The 19,029-nt window shown below is 64.7% G+C and carries 15 protein-coding genes; 8 read left to right on the top strand and 7 right to left on the bottom strand.

Annotated features, from left to right (window positions below):
- Positions 1-38 precede the first annotated feature (38 nt).
- Positions 39-1,535 carry a DUF1254 domain-containing protein gene (locus F7R26_RS16525; RefSeq protein ID WP_241754347.1) on the top strand — a complete coding sequence of 499 codons (1,497 nt, stop codon included), beginning with the start codon at positions 39-41 and terminating at the stop codon, positions 1,533-1,535.
- 647 nt (positions 1,536-2,182) lie between these two features.
- Positions 2,183-3,919, top strand: a complete 1,737-nt coding sequence (gene ggt, locus F7R26_RS16520; RefSeq protein ID WP_170301976.1) for a gamma-glutamyltransferase — start codon at positions 2,183-2,185, stop codon at positions 3,917-3,919.
- A 177-nt stretch (positions 3,920-4,096) separates the two neighbouring features.
- Here the strand turns inward: ggt and katG are convergent, their stop codons facing one another.
- Entirely contained in the window at positions 4,097-6,337 is a 2,241-nt protein-coding gene (gene katG / locus F7R26_RS16515) for a catalase/peroxidase HPI (protein ID WP_150990880.1), read from the bottom strand.
- A 298-nt stretch (positions 6,338-6,635) separates the two neighbouring features.
- Here katG and F7R26_RS16510 point away from each other — a divergent pair, with 298 nt between their 5' ends.
- Positions 6,636-7,100, top strand: a complete 465-nt coding sequence (locus F7R26_RS16510; RefSeq protein WP_150990882.1) for an aminoacyl-tRNA deacylase — start codon at positions 6,636-6,638, stop codon at positions 7,098-7,100.
- Between the two features lie 255 nt (positions 7,101-7,355).
- On the opposite strand, the gene F7R26_RS16505 is transcribed toward F7R26_RS16510, so the two are convergent.
- The 3 genes from F7R26_RS16505 to F7R26_RS16495 all read right to left on the bottom strand — a co-directional run bounded on the left by F7R26_RS16505 (position 7,356) and on the right by F7R26_RS16495 (position 9,152).
- Positions 7,356-8,141 (bottom strand): anti-sigma factor family protein, encoded by a 786-nt coding sequence (locus F7R26_RS16505; RefSeq protein WP_150990884.1) that lies wholly within the window; start codon positions 8,139-8,141, stop codon positions 7,356-7,358.
- The gene (locus tag F7R26_RS16500) at positions 8,141-8,680 is read right to left on the bottom strand and encodes a sigma-70 family RNA polymerase sigma factor (protein ID WP_150990886.1); all 540 of its coding nucleotides are present in this window, start codon (positions 8,678-8,680) and stop codon (positions 8,141-8,143) included. The genes F7R26_RS16505 and F7R26_RS16500 overlap by 1 nt, the downstream gene beginning before the upstream one ends.
- A gap of 127 nt (positions 8,681-8,807) precedes the next feature.
- Positions 8,808-9,152, bottom strand: a complete 345-nt coding sequence (locus F7R26_RS16495; RefSeq protein WP_150990888.1) for a DUF4148 domain-containing protein — start codon at positions 9,150-9,152, stop codon at positions 8,808-8,810.
- A 375-nt stretch (positions 9,153-9,527) separates the two neighbouring features.
- Between F7R26_RS16495 and F7R26_RS16490 the strand changes: the two genes are divergently transcribed.
- The 4 genes from F7R26_RS16490 (at position 9,528) to F7R26_RS16475 (ending at position 13,472) form a co-directional block, all read left to right on the top strand.
- A complete protein-coding gene (locus F7R26_RS16490) occupies positions 9,528-9,746 on the top strand; it encodes a hypothetical protein (RefSeq protein ID WP_150990890.1) in 219 nt (72 codons plus the stop codon).
- A 63-nt stretch (positions 9,747-9,809) separates the two neighbouring features.
- The gene (locus F7R26_RS16485) at positions 9,810-11,507 is read left to right on the top strand and encodes an adenylate/guanylate cyclase domain-containing protein (RefSeq protein WP_241754346.1); all 1,698 of its coding nucleotides are present in this window, start codon (positions 9,810-9,812) and stop codon (positions 11,505-11,507) included.
- A gap of 163 nt (positions 11,508-11,670) precedes the next feature.
- Complete coding sequence (locus tag F7R26_RS16480) at positions 11,671-12,693, top strand: class I fructose-bisphosphate aldolase (protein WP_150990892.1); 1,023 nt, start codon at positions 11,671-11,673, stop codon at positions 12,691-12,693.
- Positions 12,694-13,013: 320 nt separating this feature from the next.
- Positions 13,014-13,472 carry a CHRD domain-containing protein gene (locus F7R26_RS16475; protein WP_150990951.1) on the top strand — a complete coding sequence of 153 codons (459 nt, stop codon included), beginning with the start codon at positions 13,014-13,016 and terminating at the stop codon, positions 13,470-13,472.
- Positions 13,473-13,486: 14 nt separating this feature from the next.
- Here F7R26_RS16475 and F7R26_RS16470 read toward each other — a convergent pair whose 3' ends face one another.
- Together F7R26_RS16470 and F7R26_RS16465 are read right to left on the bottom strand one after the other, a co-directional pair.
- Positions 13,487-14,179, bottom strand: coding sequence for a cytochrome b/b6 domain-containing protein (locus F7R26_RS16470; RefSeq protein ID WP_150990894.1), 693 nt, complete (start codon positions 14,177-14,179; stop codon positions 13,487-13,489).
- Positions 14,180-14,290: 111 nt separating this feature from the next.
- On the bottom strand, positions 14,291-15,112 hold the full coding sequence (locus F7R26_RS16465) for an aminotransferase class IV family protein (RefSeq protein ID WP_150990896.1): 822 nt from the start codon (positions 15,110-15,112) through the stop codon (positions 14,291-14,293).
- 152 nt (positions 15,113-15,264) lie between these two features.
- Here F7R26_RS16465 and gcvA point away from each other — a divergent pair, with 152 nt between their 5' ends.
- A complete protein-coding gene (gcvA, locus tag F7R26_RS16460; protein WP_150990898.1) occupies positions 15,265-16,200 on the top strand; it encodes a transcriptional regulator GcvA in 936 nt (311 codons plus the stop codon).
- Positions 16,201-16,223: 23 nt separating this feature from the next.
- On the opposite strand, the gene F7R26_RS16455 is transcribed toward gcvA, so the two are convergent.
- Positions 16,224-18,995 (bottom strand): LuxR C-terminal-related transcriptional regulator, encoded by a 2,772-nt coding sequence (locus F7R26_RS16455; RefSeq protein WP_170301977.1) that lies wholly within the window; start codon positions 18,993-18,995, stop codon positions 16,224-16,226.
- Positions 18,996-19,029: the final 34 nt, after the last annotated feature.

The following is a 19,029-nucleotide window of genomic DNA, read 5'->3' as shown; positions in this document are numbered from 1 at the left end:
GGGCTGCGCATGGCGCTGCCCACCAGCCTGGCAACCCAATGACCTGGAGGTCTTGTCCAATGAGTAGCCTGTTGCGCATTAAGTTCTCCTCCCCGCTCCTCTCAGTGGCGCTGGCGTCGCTGGTCGCGGTCGCGACTCCTGTCGGGGCGCTGGCGACGCAAGACTCTCCGGCGGCGGTGACCGGCCCGGTTGCGGGTACGAAGATGACTGATGCCTATCTGCAGATGGCGGCCCGGAACATCTATTTCTGGGCGTGGCCAATGATCAATGTCTACAATCGCCGCCTTGCATTCAAGGATCTACCCGAGCCAGGCCTGATGGGGGGCACGGTACCGATCGCCCCGTCCAACCGACTGTCGATGCTGACCGACTACATCGCGCCGGATGAACGCCTGGTGGCTTGCCCCAACCAGGACGTTGTCTATGGCTTTAGCGTGCTGGCACTCGACCAGAGCCCCGTAGTCGTGCAGGTGCCCGATTTCGGCAAGCGGTTCTGGGTCTACCAGGTGGTGGATCTGCGCACCGACAGCTTCGCCGAGTTCGGCAAGATGTACGGCACCAAACCGGGCTTCTACCTGCTGGTCGGCCCAGACTGGAAGGGGGCCGTGCCGAAGGGCATCACCAAGGTGTTCCGGGCCAAAAGCAACACTGGTGTGTTTATCCCACGCGTATTCCAGGACGACGCCCCCGCCGACAAGCAGGCGGTCCAGTCCTCGCTCTCAGGCGTGAATCTCTACCCGCTGGCCGAATACACGGGCAAGATGCAGACGCGGGACTGGACGAAGCTGCCCAAATTCCCCAACCAGAGCACGGGAGACGCCGAAACCAAATGGGTGGTGCCGGAGAAATTCTGGGATGCGCTGCCGCTGGTGCTGAAGGACGCCCGGCCGCTGCCGGGCGAACAAGCCCGCTACGCCGAAGCCCTCGCGCTGGTCGACGCCGCGGCCAAGGATCCCCGTATCAAGGAGGTTCTGATCAAAGCGGCCGCGCAGGCGGACAGCGAGATCGTGGATCCGCTCTTCCAGTTCCGCAACTACGGCCTGCAATTGCCCGACCACTGGAGCACGATCAGCAACGGCGCCGCCTTTGGCACGGACTACTTCAGCCGCACCGCTGCGGCCAAATCCAATATCTTCGTCAACAAGCAGAACGAGACCAAATACTTCTACCAGGATCTCGATGCCGCCGGTGGACGCCTGAACGGTGCAAGCAAGTACACCATTACCTTTGCCAAAGGCGCCGAGCCGCCTGTAAAGGGCTTCTGGTCGCTCACGCTCTACAACCAGCACCATTTCTTTTCGGAGAATGCGCTCAAGCGCTATTCGATCGGCACGAAGAACAAGAATCTGAAGTACAACGCCGATGGCTCGCTGACGCTCTATATCCAACCCGATTCGCCGGGCGGCGACAAGGAGAGCAACTGGCTGCCGGCACCGAAGGGAGAGGATTTTTCCCTGTACGTGCGAGCCTACTGGCCGGAAGCAGCCGTGCTGAATGGCAAATGGACGCCACCGCCAGCCGTGAAATCGAATTGAGGAAGCGCAAAGGAAACCTCGCTGCCTGGTGCGAGGCAGTCAACGACTGCCCGTGCTGGCCGACGCGCGGTCGCCGGCAGCAGAGCTGGCGAAGGACCTAGACCAGGGACAACTGTTCTCCCGCCGCAACTCCCCTTTACCAAAGCGACCGGTCGGCTCACAGGGCTGCTTGCTGGATCTGTGCCTACTCTGAGATCGCCAGAGCGTCATCCACCTCGATCCCGAGGTGCCGCACGGTGCACCAGTCAGGGGGGCAGTGTTTGGTCAAGTGAACGACTTGGCCGATAAACGGCAGGCGCCCCGGCGTAAACGAAGGGCCGTTAGAATTTGAGAACGGACATTGCCGTCGCGGAGACCGGTTGAATCCGCAGTCGGGAAGCGACGGCCGGCTGCCCGATGACCGAGGTCTCTTCCCGGCCGGCCCGGCCAACATCATCAGATGCCGAACGGAATCTCTCCCCTTGGAGCGGAGGGAGCCTTTATGAGAAGATTGTGCGCCACAAGCGCCGCGAATGATGTCCGGGTGCCGTGTTGCGCCCGGTGCTTCTCATACTTGCCAAAACCAGACCATAGGCAAGGTTATGCATTGGCGTCTTGTGCGATGTCGTTAGCAGGGTTCGGTTGCGCAGCATTCATCAGGAGACTCCATGAATCCGAGATCAGGATTGCGGTGGTTCACCGCGATTGCATCCCTTTGTCTGACGACGAGCTTCGCGCCGTCGTCGTACGCTGCTTCGGTGGCGCCGGTCGCCGCCGAGAACGGCATGGTCGTCACCGCGCAGCACCTGGCTACCAGGGTTGGAGTCGATGTGCTCAAGCGCGGTGGCAACGCTGTCGATGCCGCCGTGGCGGTGGGGTACGCCCTGGCGGTGGTGTATCCGGCCGCGGGCAACCTCGGCGGTGGCGGATTCATGACCATCCAACTGGCCGACGGCCGCAAGACATTCCTTGATTTCCGGGAGGTTGCGCCGAAGGGTGCGACCGCGAACATGTACCTGGACAAGGACGGCAACGTAATCAAGGGCGCCTCCACCAAGGGACATCTGGCCGTGGGCGTGCCCGGCACCGTGTCCGGCATGGAGTACGCTCGCCGGAAGTATGGAACGATGAAGCGCGCGGACCTGATTGCCCCTGCCGTCAAGTTTGCTGAGAACGGCTTCACGCTAGAGCAGGGCGATGTGGATATGCTGCTCACCGCAACCAAGGACTTCCAGGAAGACCCTGCCTCCGGCGCAATCTTCCTGAACAAGGGGCAACCGTTCCAGGTGGGCCAGAAGCTGGTTCAACGTGACCTTGCCAAGACGCTGCGCGCGATCAGTAACGGGGGAACCGAAGGCTTCTACCAAGGCTGGGTTGGCAAGGCAATCGTCGCCTCCAGCCAGGCTGGGAAGGGCCTGATCACGCAGGCAGATCTTGACGCCTACAAGACGCGCGAGCTTGCGCCGGTCGAATGCGACTATCGCGGCTATCACGTCGTGTCGGCACCTCCGCCGAGCTCGGGCGGCGTGGTTATCTGCGAGATGTTGAACATTCTGGAAGGCTACCCGCTCAAGGAACTGGGCTACCACTCTGCGCAGGCCGTGCACTACCAGATCGAAGCCATGCGCCACGCCTATGTCGATCGCAACAGCTACCTGGGTGATCCGGACTTCGTGAAAAACCCGCTGGACCGCCTCCTGGACAAGAACTACGCCGCCAGGATTCGCGCGGCAATCGACCCGAAGAAGGCAGGCGTTTCGAAGGACATCAAGCCCGGCGTGGAGCCGCATGAAGGCAGCAACACCACGCATTACTCAATTGCCGACAAGGATGGCAACGCCGTTTCCGTCACGTACACGCTCAACGACTGGTTTGGCGCGAAGGTCACTGCGGCCACGACAGGCGTGGTCCTGAACGATGAGATGGACGACTTTACCGCCAAGGTCGGCGTGCCGAACCTGTATGGCCTTGTCCAGGGCGAAGCTAACTCCATTGCCCCAGGCAAGCGCCCGCTGTCCTCGATGAGTCCGACCATCGTTACCAAGGACGGCAAGCCGGTGATGGTGGTGGGCACGCCAGGCGGCAGTCGTATCATCACGGCTGTACTGCTGACCATGATCAACGCCATCGACTACAACATGAACGTGCAGGAAGCCGTGGACATGCCGCGCTTTCATCAGCAATGGCTGCCGGACCTGACCAATGTGGAGGACTACGCTTTGTCCCCGGATACGCGCAAGATCCTGGAGGACATGGGGCATCGGCTCGGCCCGCCACAGCCTGCCAACCACCTGGCGACGATCATCGTCGGCGCACCGGCTCTCGGTGGCAAGCCGGTCGGCAACAACCGCTTCTATGGCGCCAACGACCCGCGCCGCAACACCGGGCTGGCGGCCGGTTATTGATTCGGCATGGCACGTTGGTTGCACGCTTTGCGTTCAACGGGGTGGCGACATAAGGCTACGTGATAGAGGATGACGATCGAATCTACCACGATCAATTGGCAATTGACGATTGGCCCGGAAGGGCGCCGGACGTGGTCCGGCGCCCTTGTTTGCCGCTTGTTTGCCCCTTTCTTAACGCTATGTACGCAGATCGAAGCGGTCGAGGTTCATCACCTTGACCCAGGCGGCGACAAAGTCCTTGACGAACTTGTCCGCCCCGTCCTCGCTTGCGTAGACTTCGCTCAAGGCCCGCAGTTGAGAGTTTGAGCCGAACACCAGATCCACTCTTGATCCGGTCCACTTGACCTGTCCCGTCTTGCGGTCACGGCCCTCGAACACATTCTGGGCGAGCGGTTTCCATTCCACGCCCATGTCGAGCAGGTTGCGAAAGAAGTCGTTGGTCAGCGTTTCCGGGCGGTCGGTGAAGACGCCATGCGCATCCTTGCCTGTATGGACGTTCAGCACGCGCAGGCCGCCGATCAGCACCGTCATTTCGGGCGCGGTCAGGGTCAGCAACTGCGCCTTGTCCAGCATCATCGCTTCCGCCGGAGCGCGAACCTTCGGGTTGAGGTAGTTGCGGAAGGCATCGGCCGCCGGTTCGAGGGCGCCAACCGATTGCACGTCGGTCTTTTCCTGCGAAGCGTCCATGCGGCCCGGCGAGAAGGGTACGGTGAGCTTTCGCCCGGCCTTCTCCGCTGCCTTCTCGATGCCGACGCCGCCCGCCAGCACGATCAGATCAGCCATCGAGATCTTCTTGCCACCCGACTGGGCACTGTTGAACTCGCTCTGGATACCTTCCAGGGTCTTTAGCAGCTTGCCCAGCTGATCCGGCTCATTGGCCGCCCAGTCCTTCTGCGGAGCCAGGCGAATGCGCGCGCCGTTGGCGCCGCCGCGCTTGTCGGAGCCGCGGAACGTCGATGCCGATGCCCAGGCAGTCTTCACCAGTTCCGAGACCGACAGCCCCGACGCCAGGATCTTCTGCTTGAGCACCGCCACGTCCTGGTCATTGACCAGCGGATGGTCCAGCGCCGGAATGGGATCTTGCCAGAGCAACTCTTCGGCCGGGACTTCCGGGCCGAGGTAGCGGGCGCGCGGTCCCATGTCCCGGTGGGTCAGCTTGAACCAGGCGCGGGCGAATGCATCGGCGAATTCCTCGGGGTTCGCCATGAAGCGCCGCGAGATTTTTTCGTAGATGGGGTCGAAGCGCAGCGACAGGTCCGTGGTCAGCATGGTCGGCTTGAGCTTCTTCGACGGATCGTGCGCGTGCGGAACCGTTTCACCGGCATTCTTTGCCACCCACTGGTGGGCGCCTGCAGGGCTCTTGGTCAGTTCGTACTCATAGCCAAACAGGTTTTCGAAGAAGCCGCTGTCCCACTTCGTGGGCGCGGTCGTCCAGGTGACTTCCAGCCCGCTGGTGATCGAATCCGCGCCCTTGCCTGTGCCAAAGCTGCTCTTCCATCCCAGACCCTGTTCTTCAAGGCCGGCGGCTTCGGGCGCCGGGCCGACGTGATCAGCGGGACCGGCACCGTGCGTCTTGCCGAAGGTGTGGCCGCCGGCAATCAGCGCGACGGTCTCCTCATCGTCCATGGCCATGCGGCTGAACGTATCCCGGATGTCGTACGCCGCGGCGAGCGGGTCCGGATTGCCATCGGGGCCTTCCGGATTCACGTAGATCAGGCCCATCTGCACGGCACCCAGGGGATTCTCGAGGTTGCGGCCGGGGTCGGTGCGGCTGGCTTCACTGCCGTGCAATTGCTCGTCGGCCACGATCACACCTTCGCCGCCGTCCTTGCCGTAGCGGACGTCGCCGCCCAGCCAGGTCTTTTCGTTCCCCCAATAGACGTCCTGGTCCGGCTCCCAGGTGTCTTCACGGCCGCCACCAAAGCCGAATGTCTTGAAGCCCATGGTTTCGAGGGCGACGTTCCCGGCGAGGATCATCAGGTCGGCCCAGGAAATCTTCTGGCCATATTTCTGCTTGATGGGCCAGAGCAGCCGGCGAGCCTTGTCCAGGCTGACATTGTCCGGCCAGCTGTTGAGCGGCGCGAAACGCTGCTGGCCCCGGCCGCCACCGCCACGGCCGTCACCGATGCGGTATGTGCCGGCGCTGTGCCAGGCCATACGGATAAACAAACCACCGTAATGGCCGAAGTCCGCCGGCCACCAGTCCTGCGAGTCGGTCATCAGCGCCGCGAGGTCCTTCTTGACTGCGGCAAGGTCGAGGCTCTTGAACGCCTCGGCATAGTTAAAGCTCTTGTCCAACGGATTGGACTTGTCGGAGTGCTGGCTGAGCAACTCTAGCCGCAACTGTTTCGGCCACCAGTCCCGGTTGGTGGTGCCGTCACCTGCGGCGTGGTTGAAGGGGCACTTTTCGTTAGACATGCTCTCTCCTTCGGAGGCGTACCAAACGTGAGTTCTAGCGTGGGTTCTAGGGTGAGTTCTAAGATTTCCGCGTCAATGCTTCCACTCGGGGCCTGCGTCGGCAGGCCTGCCGCACACAAAATATAGTTGAAAGCGCTCCTCAACCAAATGAGAGGTTTGCAATCGCCTCAATAGTGCATCGCTATTGGTGGTCGCCCGCAACCGTGCCGGGGTTAGCCCCACCGATTGGGGCCCGGTGTTTGACCTATAGTTCCGATACGTAAGCAACTGCAGCGATCAGCGCTCGGAGGTTGCAATCATGACCATGGCTACCACGCTGGCAAGATGCCTGAGCAAGAAGCAGAGCCGGTTTGAAACCGTTCCTCGCCCAAGCAGCCCGGCAACTGCGCAGACGGCGTATGTCCCCGGAGACCGGCTCGCCCGAACTGTCCTGCTGGAGGACAGCCGAGGCTACCTCGCCGCGGTGATCCCTTCCACCCACCAGCTCAAGCTGTTGGATATCTGCGAACAAACCGGCCGCAAGCTGTCGCGGGCGCATGGGGATGGCGTGCGCGAAGTGTTCAGGGACTGCGACATCGGCGCGCTCCCGCCGGTCGGCATGGCGTATGGCACGCTGACCTGGCTCGACGACAGCCTGCTGACGCATCCCGACGTCTATTTTGAAGCGGGCGACCATGAGGAACTGGTGCACATGAGCACCGAGCAGTTCACCGCCCTCATGGCCGAAGCTCGGCGCGGGCATTTCGCGCACCGGATGATGTAGGGCGCCGCGCCGCATACGTTTCCTGGCGACTGGCAAGGTGGATCGAGGATCACGCGGCAGCGCGCGCGCAAGCTCAGGGAAGCGATCACGGCATCCAGAATCGAAGCCGTGCAGGGCAAGCTATTCGGCGAGCGGAGGCTGGGCGAAGGATCGTCGTGAGCATGGTCGGGGTCGTGGTTCGGACCTCCCGATTGGGTTCGCCAGGTGAGCCGCCGTGCCATCCGTTTTATCCCGCGATGGGTAACGCTGCGACGGCTAGGAAGCCGGATGCGCACGCAGGTCCGTGATGAAGCCATTCAGCTCGGCTTCGCCGGCATCGGTAATCGCCCAATAATTCATCCCCGCGGCACTCCAGTGGGCGAGGTGATAGCCCTGCTGCGCGTATATGCGAGGCATGGCGCCCGCGTCGTTGCCCGGCCACACATAAAGATTGATCGGGTGCAGCTTGTAGCGATAGACCATCACGGCTACCGCCCGCCCATTCAGGTAGTCCAGCCGCCCCCCGACCAGCGGATACCCCTGCTGGGCAAGATCAACCACAGGCGGCGCAAAGTCCAGCTTGCCGTCAAACCACGGCTTGACCGTATGCCGGTCGGTTGAGATCACATCGGAGAGGTGATTGACCTGCAGCGAGCGGATATGGTTATCCACGAGTTCCCGGGTCAGGCGCGTCTCGCTCGATGGCACCGCGAGGTACAGCCCCACGCTCCAGGTCAACGCGACCACACTCATCAACATCGCCCCGGCCGGCGCCCAGGCCAGCGACCCGCCGCCGCTCCACCGACCAAATCGCTCACCCAGCCGCTGCCAGAGCGGGCGGCGCACCGGCAGCGCGGCCCTGATGCGTTTCACCAGTTCCTGCGGCGCCGCTACGCGCAAATCCGCCTGGCGCAACTGCGCACTCACCCGGCGCTGTTGTGCATAGACCTGTTGGCACTGCTCGCAGTCAGCAAGATGGCGCTCGAATTCGAGCGCTTCGGACAGGCTCAACTCCTGGTCGAGATAGCCCGGCAGTAATGCATACGCCTGTTGGTGATCCATCACGCCTCCTGATCCGTCGGCGCTAGCAGCGCCGCGAGTTGCTGGCGGCCTCGGCCCAGGCGAGACATCACCGTGCCGATCGGGATGCCCACGATGGTGGCGATTTCCTTGTACGACAGATCTTCCAGCTCCCGCAGCACGACAACCTCCCGGTATTCCAGCCGCAAGCCCAGCAACGCCTTGTGCACCTGCTTCTGGCTCTGGCTACGTATCAGCATCGCTTCAGGACTGTCGTCATGGTCGGCGACACTCGTCTCAAGGCTATGCATGTCTTCTTCGAACATCATGGTTTGCGCTGCATGCCCCCGGTTTTGCTGATGCCAGGTGTAGAAGGTGTTGCGCACAATGCTCAATAACCACGCGCGGGCATCCTCGCCATGGAATCCGCCAAAGAACCGGAACGCGCGCAGGTACGCCTCCTGCACCACGTCCTGGGCATCCTGGTCGTTATGTGTCAGCCAACGCGCAACATTGAAGGCCGAGTTCATATGCGGCAATAAAAGCGTCTCGAAGCGCTGCGCGGTGTCTGGATCGGCCATCGTGAAGTTTCCGCTGTAACCGCAATCCGTGCCCGACAGTGAGTTAACAGCAAGACCGCCGGCATGCCGTTTTTATTCCCGGCACCGCATCCTGTTTCGAGATCCCGTGTGCGACCTGCGCCCGCAATCAAGGCGCGGGCTTCGTCTGTGCGGTCTGGCTGTCACCGGTCGGTGCTGCCGGGTTTCCACCCGTCAGCGCATTCCTTTGCGCTTGATGTTTGGCTTCCAGCCTTTGTTCCGCCGCTTGAATGTCGGCGGGATAGTCACCATTGTCGCCTTGGGAGGGGTTGTAGCCGACCGACTCCAGTTCCTCGAGTTCATGTCGCACTTGCGCGCGGGTGACTTGATGCGTGGCGGGTGCCGGCGGCGTTTGCGCATAGACACAAACGGAAGTTGCCATCCACGCAGTGCTCACGATGAGCGAGCCGCGCATGGGCAGCACGAAAAGCCGATTCAGCGAATTCGATTTCATGTCAGTACTCCTTGGTTGTCCGAGGGAGCGATGCCCGTGGTCGACCCGACTGCGCAGCAAGACGCTCTGCACGGGTAAACCGCGGAGCCGGTCTGCTTATTCCCCAATTTCCTGCGCGGAAGAATGCATCCGCGGCATCAGGGATTAGAGGGCAGAGTAACGCGAACCGAGGCACAGGAATCTCCCTGGGCCGGCGGCCGCGTCAACAGCTGGCGCGGGAATAAAACGGGTGGCCGCGCGGTTCTACAAATGCACGGCGAACCCGTTCTCGGGATGCATCGATATCCACGGAAACCGGAAGCGAGTTACGTGCCCAAGCGTAGCCTTCACGCCGATGCGCTTTGGAAGCTATCCCTACTGCATTTGGAGCTCGTCATGAAAATCCTGATCTCGGCCGCTGTCGCGGCATTGGCTTCCTTCTCAGCCCTGGCCCAGTCGTCCAGCCCCCCCCCAACTTCTGACAGCAGCACCCATATCGTCGGGCCGCGCGATCCCTACACGGATGGCGCGAAAGCAGGCAAGTTCGACGTTTATTCCGACGGTGCAAGAATCACGGATCGGCGCGATCCGTTTACCGACGGCGCGCACAGCTAAGACGCGCTGCCAGATCCACCGATGGCTTGAATAGAAAGGGCGGGGCCGCGGCCCGCCCGTAGCATGTCACACGTTCCCTATCTTCAACGGTGGCGGCCGGCGGGTGTGCGATCGGCCCGTCTGGCCACCGGACTGGTGCTGTTTACCTATGTCGGTACGCACCTCCTGAACCACTCGCTGGGGAATATCTCGCTCGCCTGGCTGGAGCGTGGTCTGCTCGTGCAGAAGTTCATCTGGCAGGGATGGCTTGGAACGGCCGTGCTGTACAGCGCGCTGGCGGTGCATTTCTTCCTGGGACTGTGGGCTCTGTACGAACGGCGCTCGTTGCATTGGACCCCGGGTGAGGTAGCGCAACTTGTCCTCGGCATGTGCATACCGCCGCTGCTTGCCAACCATATAGTGAATACGCGGGTCGCCTTTGCCGCGTTCGGCCTGAACAAGGGCTACGCGCAGTTGCTGTACGCGTTCTGGATCGATTCACCGTTCTTCGGCCGCGTGCAGCTGATGCTATTGGTGGTCGCCTGGCTGCATGGGTGCTACGGCATCTGGTTCTGGTTGCGCTTGAAACCATGGTTCGGGGCGTGGCGCAGCGTGCTGCTGAGCGTCGCCGTGCTGATCCCGGTGCTCGCGCTGCTCGGCTTCTTGCAGGGCGGACGGGAAGTGATCGCGCTCGCGCAGGATCCCGTCTGGCGCGCCGCGGCGACCCGGACGACGATCGTCGGAACGGGGTTGCAAAACCTCTGGCTCGCCGGGCTGCGCAACGACTTTTTGCTCTTCGATGGTGGTGCGCTGCTGCTGGTGCTCTCAGCGCGGCTGGTACGGACGATGCGGGAGCGCCGGGCCGGTCGGCTCTGTGTTCTGTATCCGGACGGGCGAAGGGTATTCGCGCCGCTCGGATTCTCGGTGCTGGAGGCTAGCCGCATGGCCGGCGTGCCCCATGCCAGCACCTGCGGTGGCCGTGCCCGATGCACGTTGTGCCGGGTGCGTGTGCTCAGCGCTGTGCCACTGCCCGCACCGGGGGAGGCGGAGCGGCGCGTTCTGGAGCGGCTGGGAGCGGATTCGCAGACCGTGCGCCTGGCCTGCCAGTTGCGGCCGACCCATGATCTGTCCGTGTGGCCACTGGTGCCGCCGGCCGCATCGGTGGCCTTCCTGCAGCGGCGCCAGCGGGACGTCATGCCGCAAGAGCGGTTCGCGGCGTTCATGTTCGTGGATATGCGGGATTCCACAAAGCTCGCGGCAGCACAATTGCCGTACGACAGCCTGTTCATGGTCAGCCGCTTCCTCAGTGCGGTCTGCGCCGCGGTGGTTCAGGCGGGCGGTCTGCCAAACCAGTTCCTGGGCGACGCGGTGCTCGCGATCTTTGGCTTGCGCTGCGCGCCGGCCGAGGCCTGTCGCCAGGCGCTCAGCGCAGTACCGCTGGTTGCCGCCAATATCGAGGAACTCAACGCTGCGCTCAAGCAGCAGTTGCAGACGCCGATCCGCTTTGGCATTGGATTGCATTGCGGCCGGGCAGTCATGGGCGAGATTGGTTTTCGCGATCACGTTACGTTCACGGCAATTGGTGACCCGTTGAATGTGGCCTCGAGACTTGAGCAGTTGACAAAGGAGATGGCTTGCGAGGCAATCGTCTCGGAACAGGTCTTCCAGCAAGCCGGCGTTTCGGCCGCGGGCCTGCCGCAGCTTGCCGCACGCCTGCGAGGCCGCGATGACCCGGTGCCTGTCTGTGTGCTGTCCAAGGCGGCGCAGATGCCCAGGGCCTGACTGCGCCCCGCGCGCCACGCCCGAGCAGGGCAAGGGCAAGCTGCGCGAAGTGTTGAAGTGTTCGCTCGGCCACCATCAGCACTGGCCACGCTCCCCGGCTCGCTTGCGCGAATGCGCTTATGCGTGAATGCTTGTTCCTATGCCACTTTCACGGAGCCGCATCATGGACACGTGCAGTGAACTGCAAGCCACCGTGGATGCCCTGGTTCAAGCGGGCAAAGGACTGCTGGCTGCCGACGAGAGCGGGGCGACAATCGCCAAGCGGTTCGAGCGCATCGGCGTGGCATCGAGCGAGGAAAGCCGCCGGGCGTGGCGCAACCTGCTGCTGTCGACAGCAGGTCTTGGTGAATACATCAGCGGCGTGATCCTGTACGAGGAAACGCTGGGCCAGCGCGCCGACGATGGCACGCCGCTGCCGGAACTGGCTGCACGCCATGGCATCGTGCCCGGCATCAAGGTGGACAAGGGCAAGCTCGCGCTCGCCCACGCACCCGGCGACGAGATCACCGAAGGCCTCGACGGGCTGGCCAAGCGGCTTGCCGTCTACCGCCAGCAAGGCGCGCGCTTTGCCAAGTGGCGCGCGGTGTACAACGTGTCCGACAAACTGCCTGGCCGGCTTGCCATCGAGGCCAATGCGCAGGCGCTGGCGCGTTATGCCGCGATCTGCCAGGAGATGGGTGTGGTGCCGATCGTCGAGCCCGAGGTCCTGATGGATGGCGCGCACGCCATGGCGCGTTGCGCCGAGGTTACCGAGGCCGTGCTGCACGAAGTCTTCCACGCCTTGCACCGGCATGCGGTCGTGCTCGAACACATGCTGCTGAAGCCCAGCATGGTGCTCCCCGGCAAGGAGGCCGGGCACGCGGCGCCGGCCGAGGTTGCCATGCAGACCGTGCAGGTGCTCAAGCGCACGGTGCCCGCGGCGGTGCCGGGCATCTTCTTCTTGTCCGGCGGCCAGACGCCCACCGAGGCCACCGCCAATCTCGACGCCATGAACCGGCTCGCCCCGTTGCCCTGGCGGCTGTCCTTCTCCTACGGGCGCGCCTTGCAGGAGCCGCCCCTGCTGGCCTGGCGCGGGGAGGCCGCTAACGCGGCGCAAGCGCAACTCGCGCTGCTGCAGCGCTCACGGCTGAATGGCATGGCGTGCCTGGGGCAATATGATGCGGCGCTGGAGACCGCCGCGGGCTGAGCATTCGGCAGCCGCGGCCAGGGCAGGGCGCTTAAACCATGAAACAGCGCGCCAGCAGGAAGTCGGGTAGCGCTCGGGCGCGCGGCGCCATGCAGTCCTGGCCGCCCACCACGGTGCTGGATTTGACGGGCAGCCCGGTCTATCTTTTTCTCGGACTCGTGCCAGCGACCGGTCGGCTGACCGTTTTGCGCGGCGCCGGATGCGCCGGCGTCGGGTACGCTCGCCGCCACGCAACCGCAGCAGGCGGCTGCTGTTCAACCGGTGCAATACCGCAATACCGCAATACCGCAATACCGCAATACCCGACAGGAGACAATCAAATGCGTGTTTCAATCTCGCGGCGGAACCTCATGTGGCTCTCCGGCCTCGCCCTGGCGGGGTCAATGACCTTGGTGCAGGCGGCGCCACTCTCGTTTACCGTGCCGCTCACCGGCGCGCAGGAGGTGCCTCCTGTCGAGACCAAGGGCAGCGGTGCCGCCGACCTCACCTATGACCCCGGCACACGGCTTGTCACCTGGACGGTCACGCTCAACGGTCTGCCCAGCGAGGCCACCATGGCGCATTTCCACGGGCCCGCCGCCACTGGCAAGAATGCTGGGGTGAAAGTCTGGCTATCCGGGAAGGGCGCGCCGGTCACCAGTCCTCTCAAGGGCCAGGCCACCCTCTCCCCGGCTGACGCGCAAGAGTTCCTTGCCGGCGAGATGTACATCAACGTGCACACAAAGGATCATCCGGCCGGTGAAATACGCGGCCAGGTGCTGCCACCGAAGAGCAACTGAAGCCGCGCCGCAGCTCAGAGATACGCCGTAAGAAGCGCCGCCGCGGCGGCGCCAACGCCCAGCAGAAGCAGCGCCAGCAGCGCGGACGCCAGTCGCGGCGTGGCGATGCGCGCCGGCAAGGGTTTGCGGCCGGTCAGCATGGGAAGCAGCAGGTTGTGGCCCTTGGCCACCGCGTACAGCGCGATGGCCAGCATGTGCAACGCCACCGCCGCCAGCAGCGCGTCCCACAGGATGGTGTGCAGCGCCGTGATCGCATTGGCGACCGACGCGGGCACCCATTCGGTGAGCGGCCCTTTGTCCGCGATGTCGTTGTTGATATAGAGCCCGCTGAGCGTCTCGCCCAGCATCAACGCGAGCAGCAGCAGCACCATCCACCCGCCCGCCGGGTTGTGGCCGACTTGCACGTCGGCCTCGCGGCGCAGGCCATGCCGCAGATGGCGAAACGCAGCGGCGGGCGAGGCCACAAAGCTGCGAAAGCGTGCGGTTTCGCTGCCAAAGCAGCCCCAGAGCAAGCGGAAAAGCACCAGTGCGAGCAGTGCTTCGCCAATCCGGACATGCCAGTCCATCCAGTTCAGCCGCCAGGTCGCATAGGCTCCCGCCACCAGCACCACCGCCAGCCAGTGGAACAGCCGCGTCGGCAAGTCCCAGACCAGCACGGAGCGACGATCAGCTTGCCCCGGAGATTTGCCCTGGCCGTCAGGTTTCATCGTTGAGCCGTCCCGCATATGTTGCCCCGGTGGTTTCTGGCCACAATGGCGCCACGCAATCTGGAGCCATTCAACCGCAATCCGCGGCAATGGGCAATCGTTGGCACGGGCTCACGGCAAGACAGGTTCCTCCATCTGATAAGCCCGGTGAAGCAGTGCCAGGAAGCTCGGCGACTCAGGCATGGGCGCGGAACCGATCCGGCTCACCGCCACCCCCGGCGTCCAGGAGTTCATCACCGCCGCACCGGCCAGGCCAGGCAGATCGGCCAGCGTCACGGGCTGGACGCGCTGACGCACACCGAGGCAATCCAGTTGCCGGCGGACGATACCCATGGTCGTGCCTGCCAGCATCTCGGCCTCGGGCCACACGACCGTTTCCGCTTCTCCGTCCCAAAAGACCAGGTTCCAGATGGTCCCCTCGCTGAGCCGCCCCTGCGCGTCAACGAAGGCGGCATCGTCAAAGCCTTTGCTCACGGACTGGCGCAGGAAATACGTCTTGGCCACTTCGCCAACGTGCTTCAGGGCGGGGAGCACCCGCTCGTGGGGGACGGCGGCCAACGCCAACGGGCCCCGTGGGCCGGACGCGGGCGGCCCGGTACGCACCAGCACGTCAAGCTCGACATCCGCGCCGGCCACGGTGAACTCACCCGCCGGCGAGTACACGTTGGCCACCAGCGAGACGTCCGCCGGCGCGCACGCCAGCGCCGCGCGCAGATAGGCACGCACCTGATGGTCGGGCAAGGCGCGGCCGAACAACGCCATCGAGGCAGCGCTGAGCCGCTCGAGATGCAGATCGAGCCCACGGACCCGGCCGCCGCGCACCTGCATCGCGGTGAAATGCGCGTAGCCGGCAAAGGCGAGGGGGGCCAACTCGCCGAGCGTTGCCGGCAAGCCGTTGCGTTGAACGATAAAAGAAGATTGGCTAGCTGACATGGGCTGCTGTGACTCCGGTAGTGGCTTGCAATGGGCTTGGCGAACGTCGCGTCCCGCCTGCATGCGCAGGGTTGGACGCAACTATCTGCTATTGACCAAGCTTTGAGAAACGAGTATTTCTTGCCGGATCATTAAAAAGGGCTTGAAGATCGATGAAGCGAATGCTGCCGGGCACACGAGCCCTGAGGACCTTCGAGGCGGCCGGGCGGCACTTGAACTTCACGCGCGCGGCGCAGGAGGTGGGCTTGACGCCGGCGGCCGTCAGCTACCAGATCAAGGAGATCGAGGACCAGCTGGGCATCACGCTGTTCGCGCGCACCAGCCGCAGCATCCAGCTGACGCCTGCCGGCGCCGTCCTGTTCGAGGCGGCTGCCGACGCGCTTGACACCTTGCAGCGGGCCACCAGCCGGGCCCGGAGAATGGCGCGGGGCCCGGCGCATCTGCGCATCTCGCTAGGCGCGATGTTCGCCACCAACTGGCTGCTGCCCCGGCTTGCGCGGTTCAGGGCCGCCAACCCCACGCTCGAACTCACCTTCGATATCTCCGATCAGGTACGGGACTTCGACGCGGACGACGTGGATATCGCAATCCGCTTTGGCGCCGGGCACTACGAAGACACGTGCTCGGACCGGCTGTTCGACACAGTTGTGGTCCCGATCTGCAGCCCGAAACTGCGCGAAGCCGGTGCCCGGTTGCAAACGCCGCGCGACCTGCTTGGCCACACGCTGTGCTATGTCGACTGCCCGGTCGACGGCATGGCCTGGCCCGACTGGCGCATGTGGATGGCCGCTGCCGGCGTCGACGATTTCGACGACAGCCGGTGCGTTGCCTTTGCCGATTCGAGCCATGTCGTGCAGGCCGTGATCGACGGCGCCGCCATTGGCCTCGTGGAACTGCCCATGATCGCCAATGACCTGGCCCAGGGCCGTCTGGTGCGGCTATTCGAGATTGGCGTGAGCATCGCGCCGGCGTATGCCTATCATCTCGTCTATCCGGCGCGCAGCAGCCAGGATCCGCGCATCCTGGCGTTCAGCCAATGGATGCGTAATGAGACGGCGCACCCTGTTCAGGGCAGTCATGCGGGCTGATGCCGGACCGCGCGCAGCACGGATCAGAGCAGTGAGTTTTCCTGCGCGCGCGCCAGCGCGCTCGTGCGGTTGCGCACGCCGAGCTTCGCAAAGATGTTGTGAAGGTGCCATTTGACCGTCGCTTCCGACACGAACAGGCTTTGCGCCAGCTCGCGGTTGCCCAGGCCAGCCTTGAGCAAGCGCAGGATCTTCAGTTCGCGCTCCGTCAGCTCCATGGTCCCGGCCGGCGTGGGCGGCGCGCTGCGCACGCCCGTCACGCTGCGGCCGGCCGCCTGGAGCAACTGCTGCAGGTAGCCAAGCGGCACGCGCATATCGGCGGCGCCCTGCAGTGCATCGCGGCCCGCGGCCATGGTCTCCACCATGGCGAGCAGCAGGGCATCGGCATCCAGCAAGCTGCGCAGCAAGCCGTACTGCGCGGCAAGCTGCAACGCCTCGTCCAGCGTACGCATTGACTGCGCCCGGTCACCCGCGCGGTGCTGCTGCACCGCCTTGAGGGCCAGCAGGCGCGCCAGCTGGCCCTGATGGCCGTCGCGCTGCGCGCGGCGGATGGCATCGTTGAGCGCGCCGAAGGGACCCGGCCCGGCGCCTTGCGCGAAACGCAGGCGCAGCCGCATCAGGCAGACGATGTCCTCGTCGGCGGCCGCCAGCAGCGGCGCGGTCTGCGCACCACGCGCGACGAAGCCATACGATTGGGCGAGCTTGAGCGCATCGTCCGGCGCCCCAGCCTGCAGCCGCAGCGTGCAGCGCTCAGCCGCCAGGATCAGCGACAGCCGCGGCAGCCTGAGCCGGTGCCCCAGCGACTCGCCTTCAAGCAAGCAGGCATCGGCCGCCGTGTGCTCGCCGCGCAGGCGCAGCAGCCGCGCGCGCGTGAGGTAGCCAGCCGTGGTCATCTCGACCAGCCCGTGCTCGTCGATGAAGGGCAGGCCTTGGTCGATGAAGCGCTGCGCCTGCGCCAGGTCGTTCTGTTCATAGCAGACTTCGGCGGCCAGCAACGTGAGCATCGAACCCGCGTACGACGCGACACCGAGGCTGCGCGCAACGATGGCAATGCCGGCCTTCGCCCGTGCCATCGCCTCGTGCTGATCACCACGGCGCATGGCGATCATCATCGCCAGCGCCGAGGCCCAGGCCAGGCCGTAGTCGGCGCGGCATTCCTCAAATGCGCGCCTGGCCACGGCAAGGGCCTGGATACCCTGCTCGAAGGCATCGGACTCGCAGCAGCCGCTTGCCAGCACGTTGGCGACCACGCCGGTCAGGAAGGCGTCGGCGTGCGGCCAGCTCCGCAGCCAGGCTTCGCTGCGCGACTTGGCAAGCAGCGGCTCGCCGGTATGGGCCCAGTAGACGCAGCGGATCATCTCGATCACGCTGCGCAGCGCGCCCTCATCGTCCACCGCAGCGTCCACCGCACCGCTGTCCGCGCAGGCGGCTTCGAGGGCGCGCAGCTCCTGTTCGGCCTCGGGGTAGCGCCGCGTGAGCACCAGCGACCAGGCATGCCCGGTGCGGATCTTCGGCCGCGCATGCACCAGCGCCTGCGGCAGACGGGTCAGCCAACCCAGCAAGGTGGCGTGTTCGCCGCGGTGTTGCACCAGCTCGCCCGAGAACGAGGCCACGAGGTCGGCCGCGCGTTCCAGGTCGTGGGCCTCGAACGCATGGCGCACGGCCTCATGCGGCAGCTTGTGGCGATGGAACCAGTCGCTGGCGCGCAGGTGTACCGCGAGCATGGCGTCGCCAGGCAGCTCGCGCGCCCGGCCGCGCAGGTAGTCGGCGAACAGGTGGTGGTAGCGGAACCAGGTGCGCGAGCGGTCCAGGCCCGAGAGGAACAGGTTGCGGCTCTGGACTTCGGCCAGCATCGCGCGGCTGTCGTCGCGGTCCAGCACCTCGTCGCAAAGCTCGGCGCAAAACCGGTCCAGCACCGACGTGCGCAGGAGGAACGCGCGCAGGTCGGGCCGCAGGCTGTCGAGCACCTGTTCGCCGAGGTAGTCGGTGATGTCGCGGTCGGTGCCCGAGAAATCCGCGAGGAAGGCCCTTCGGTCGTCGGACCCGCGCAGCGCGAGGGAGGCCAGCTGCAGCCCGGCGATCCAGCCTTCGGTGAGATCATGCAGCGTCTGGACTTGCGCGCGGTCGAGCGGCGTGCCGCTGACGCGGCCAACGAAATCAGCGGCCTCGTCCAGGCCGAGGCCGAAATGCACGGCATCGAGCTCCAGCAGCTCGCCGCGCAAGCGCAACTGGCTCACCGAAAGCGGCAGCCGGGTGCGGCTGGCCAGCACCAGGCCGATGTTCGGCGGGAGGTGGGCGATCAGCCATTCCAGCTTGCGGTGCAGGCCTTCGTGCTGCACCAGGTGGAAGTCGTCCAGCACCAGTATCAGCCGCCGGTCGTGGCCGAGCAGATCGTGCAGCAGCGAAGTCACCAGCGCGTCGAGCGACGCCATGTTGCCGCCATCGGCCTGCGCGAGCGTGTTGCGGCCCAGGCGCGCGTCGGCATGGTGCAGCGCCGCAGCGAGGTAGCGCATGAAACGCAGCGGGTCGTTATCCTCGGCGTCGAGGCTGAGCCAGGCCGTGGTGATGCCAAGCGGCTCCAGCTGCGCGGCGAACTGGGCCAGTGCCGTGGTCTTGCCGTAGCCGGCCGGCGCCGTCACGCTCAGCAGGCGCTGCGCCAAGCCCGCATGCAGCAGGCTCGAGAGCTGCGGGCGCGCCAGCAGACGCGCCGAGAGTTGCGGCGGAGCCAGCTTGGCCTCGACCAGTACCGCGGCCGATGTTTCGGCCGACCGCCTTCCACGTGCCCGTTGCTGCGCCATGCTGGTTGTCCCCGGTCGATCTTTGGCGGGCCAG

Origin of the sequence: Cupriavidus basilensis, from assembly GCF_008801925.2 — a bacterium.
GTDB lineage: Bacteria > Pseudomonadota > Gammaproteobacteria > Burkholderiales > Burkholderiaceae > Cupriavidus > Cupriavidus basilensis.
Note: the sequence above shows the minus strand (reverse complement) of the source record. Positions and strands in the feature narration are given on the sequence as shown.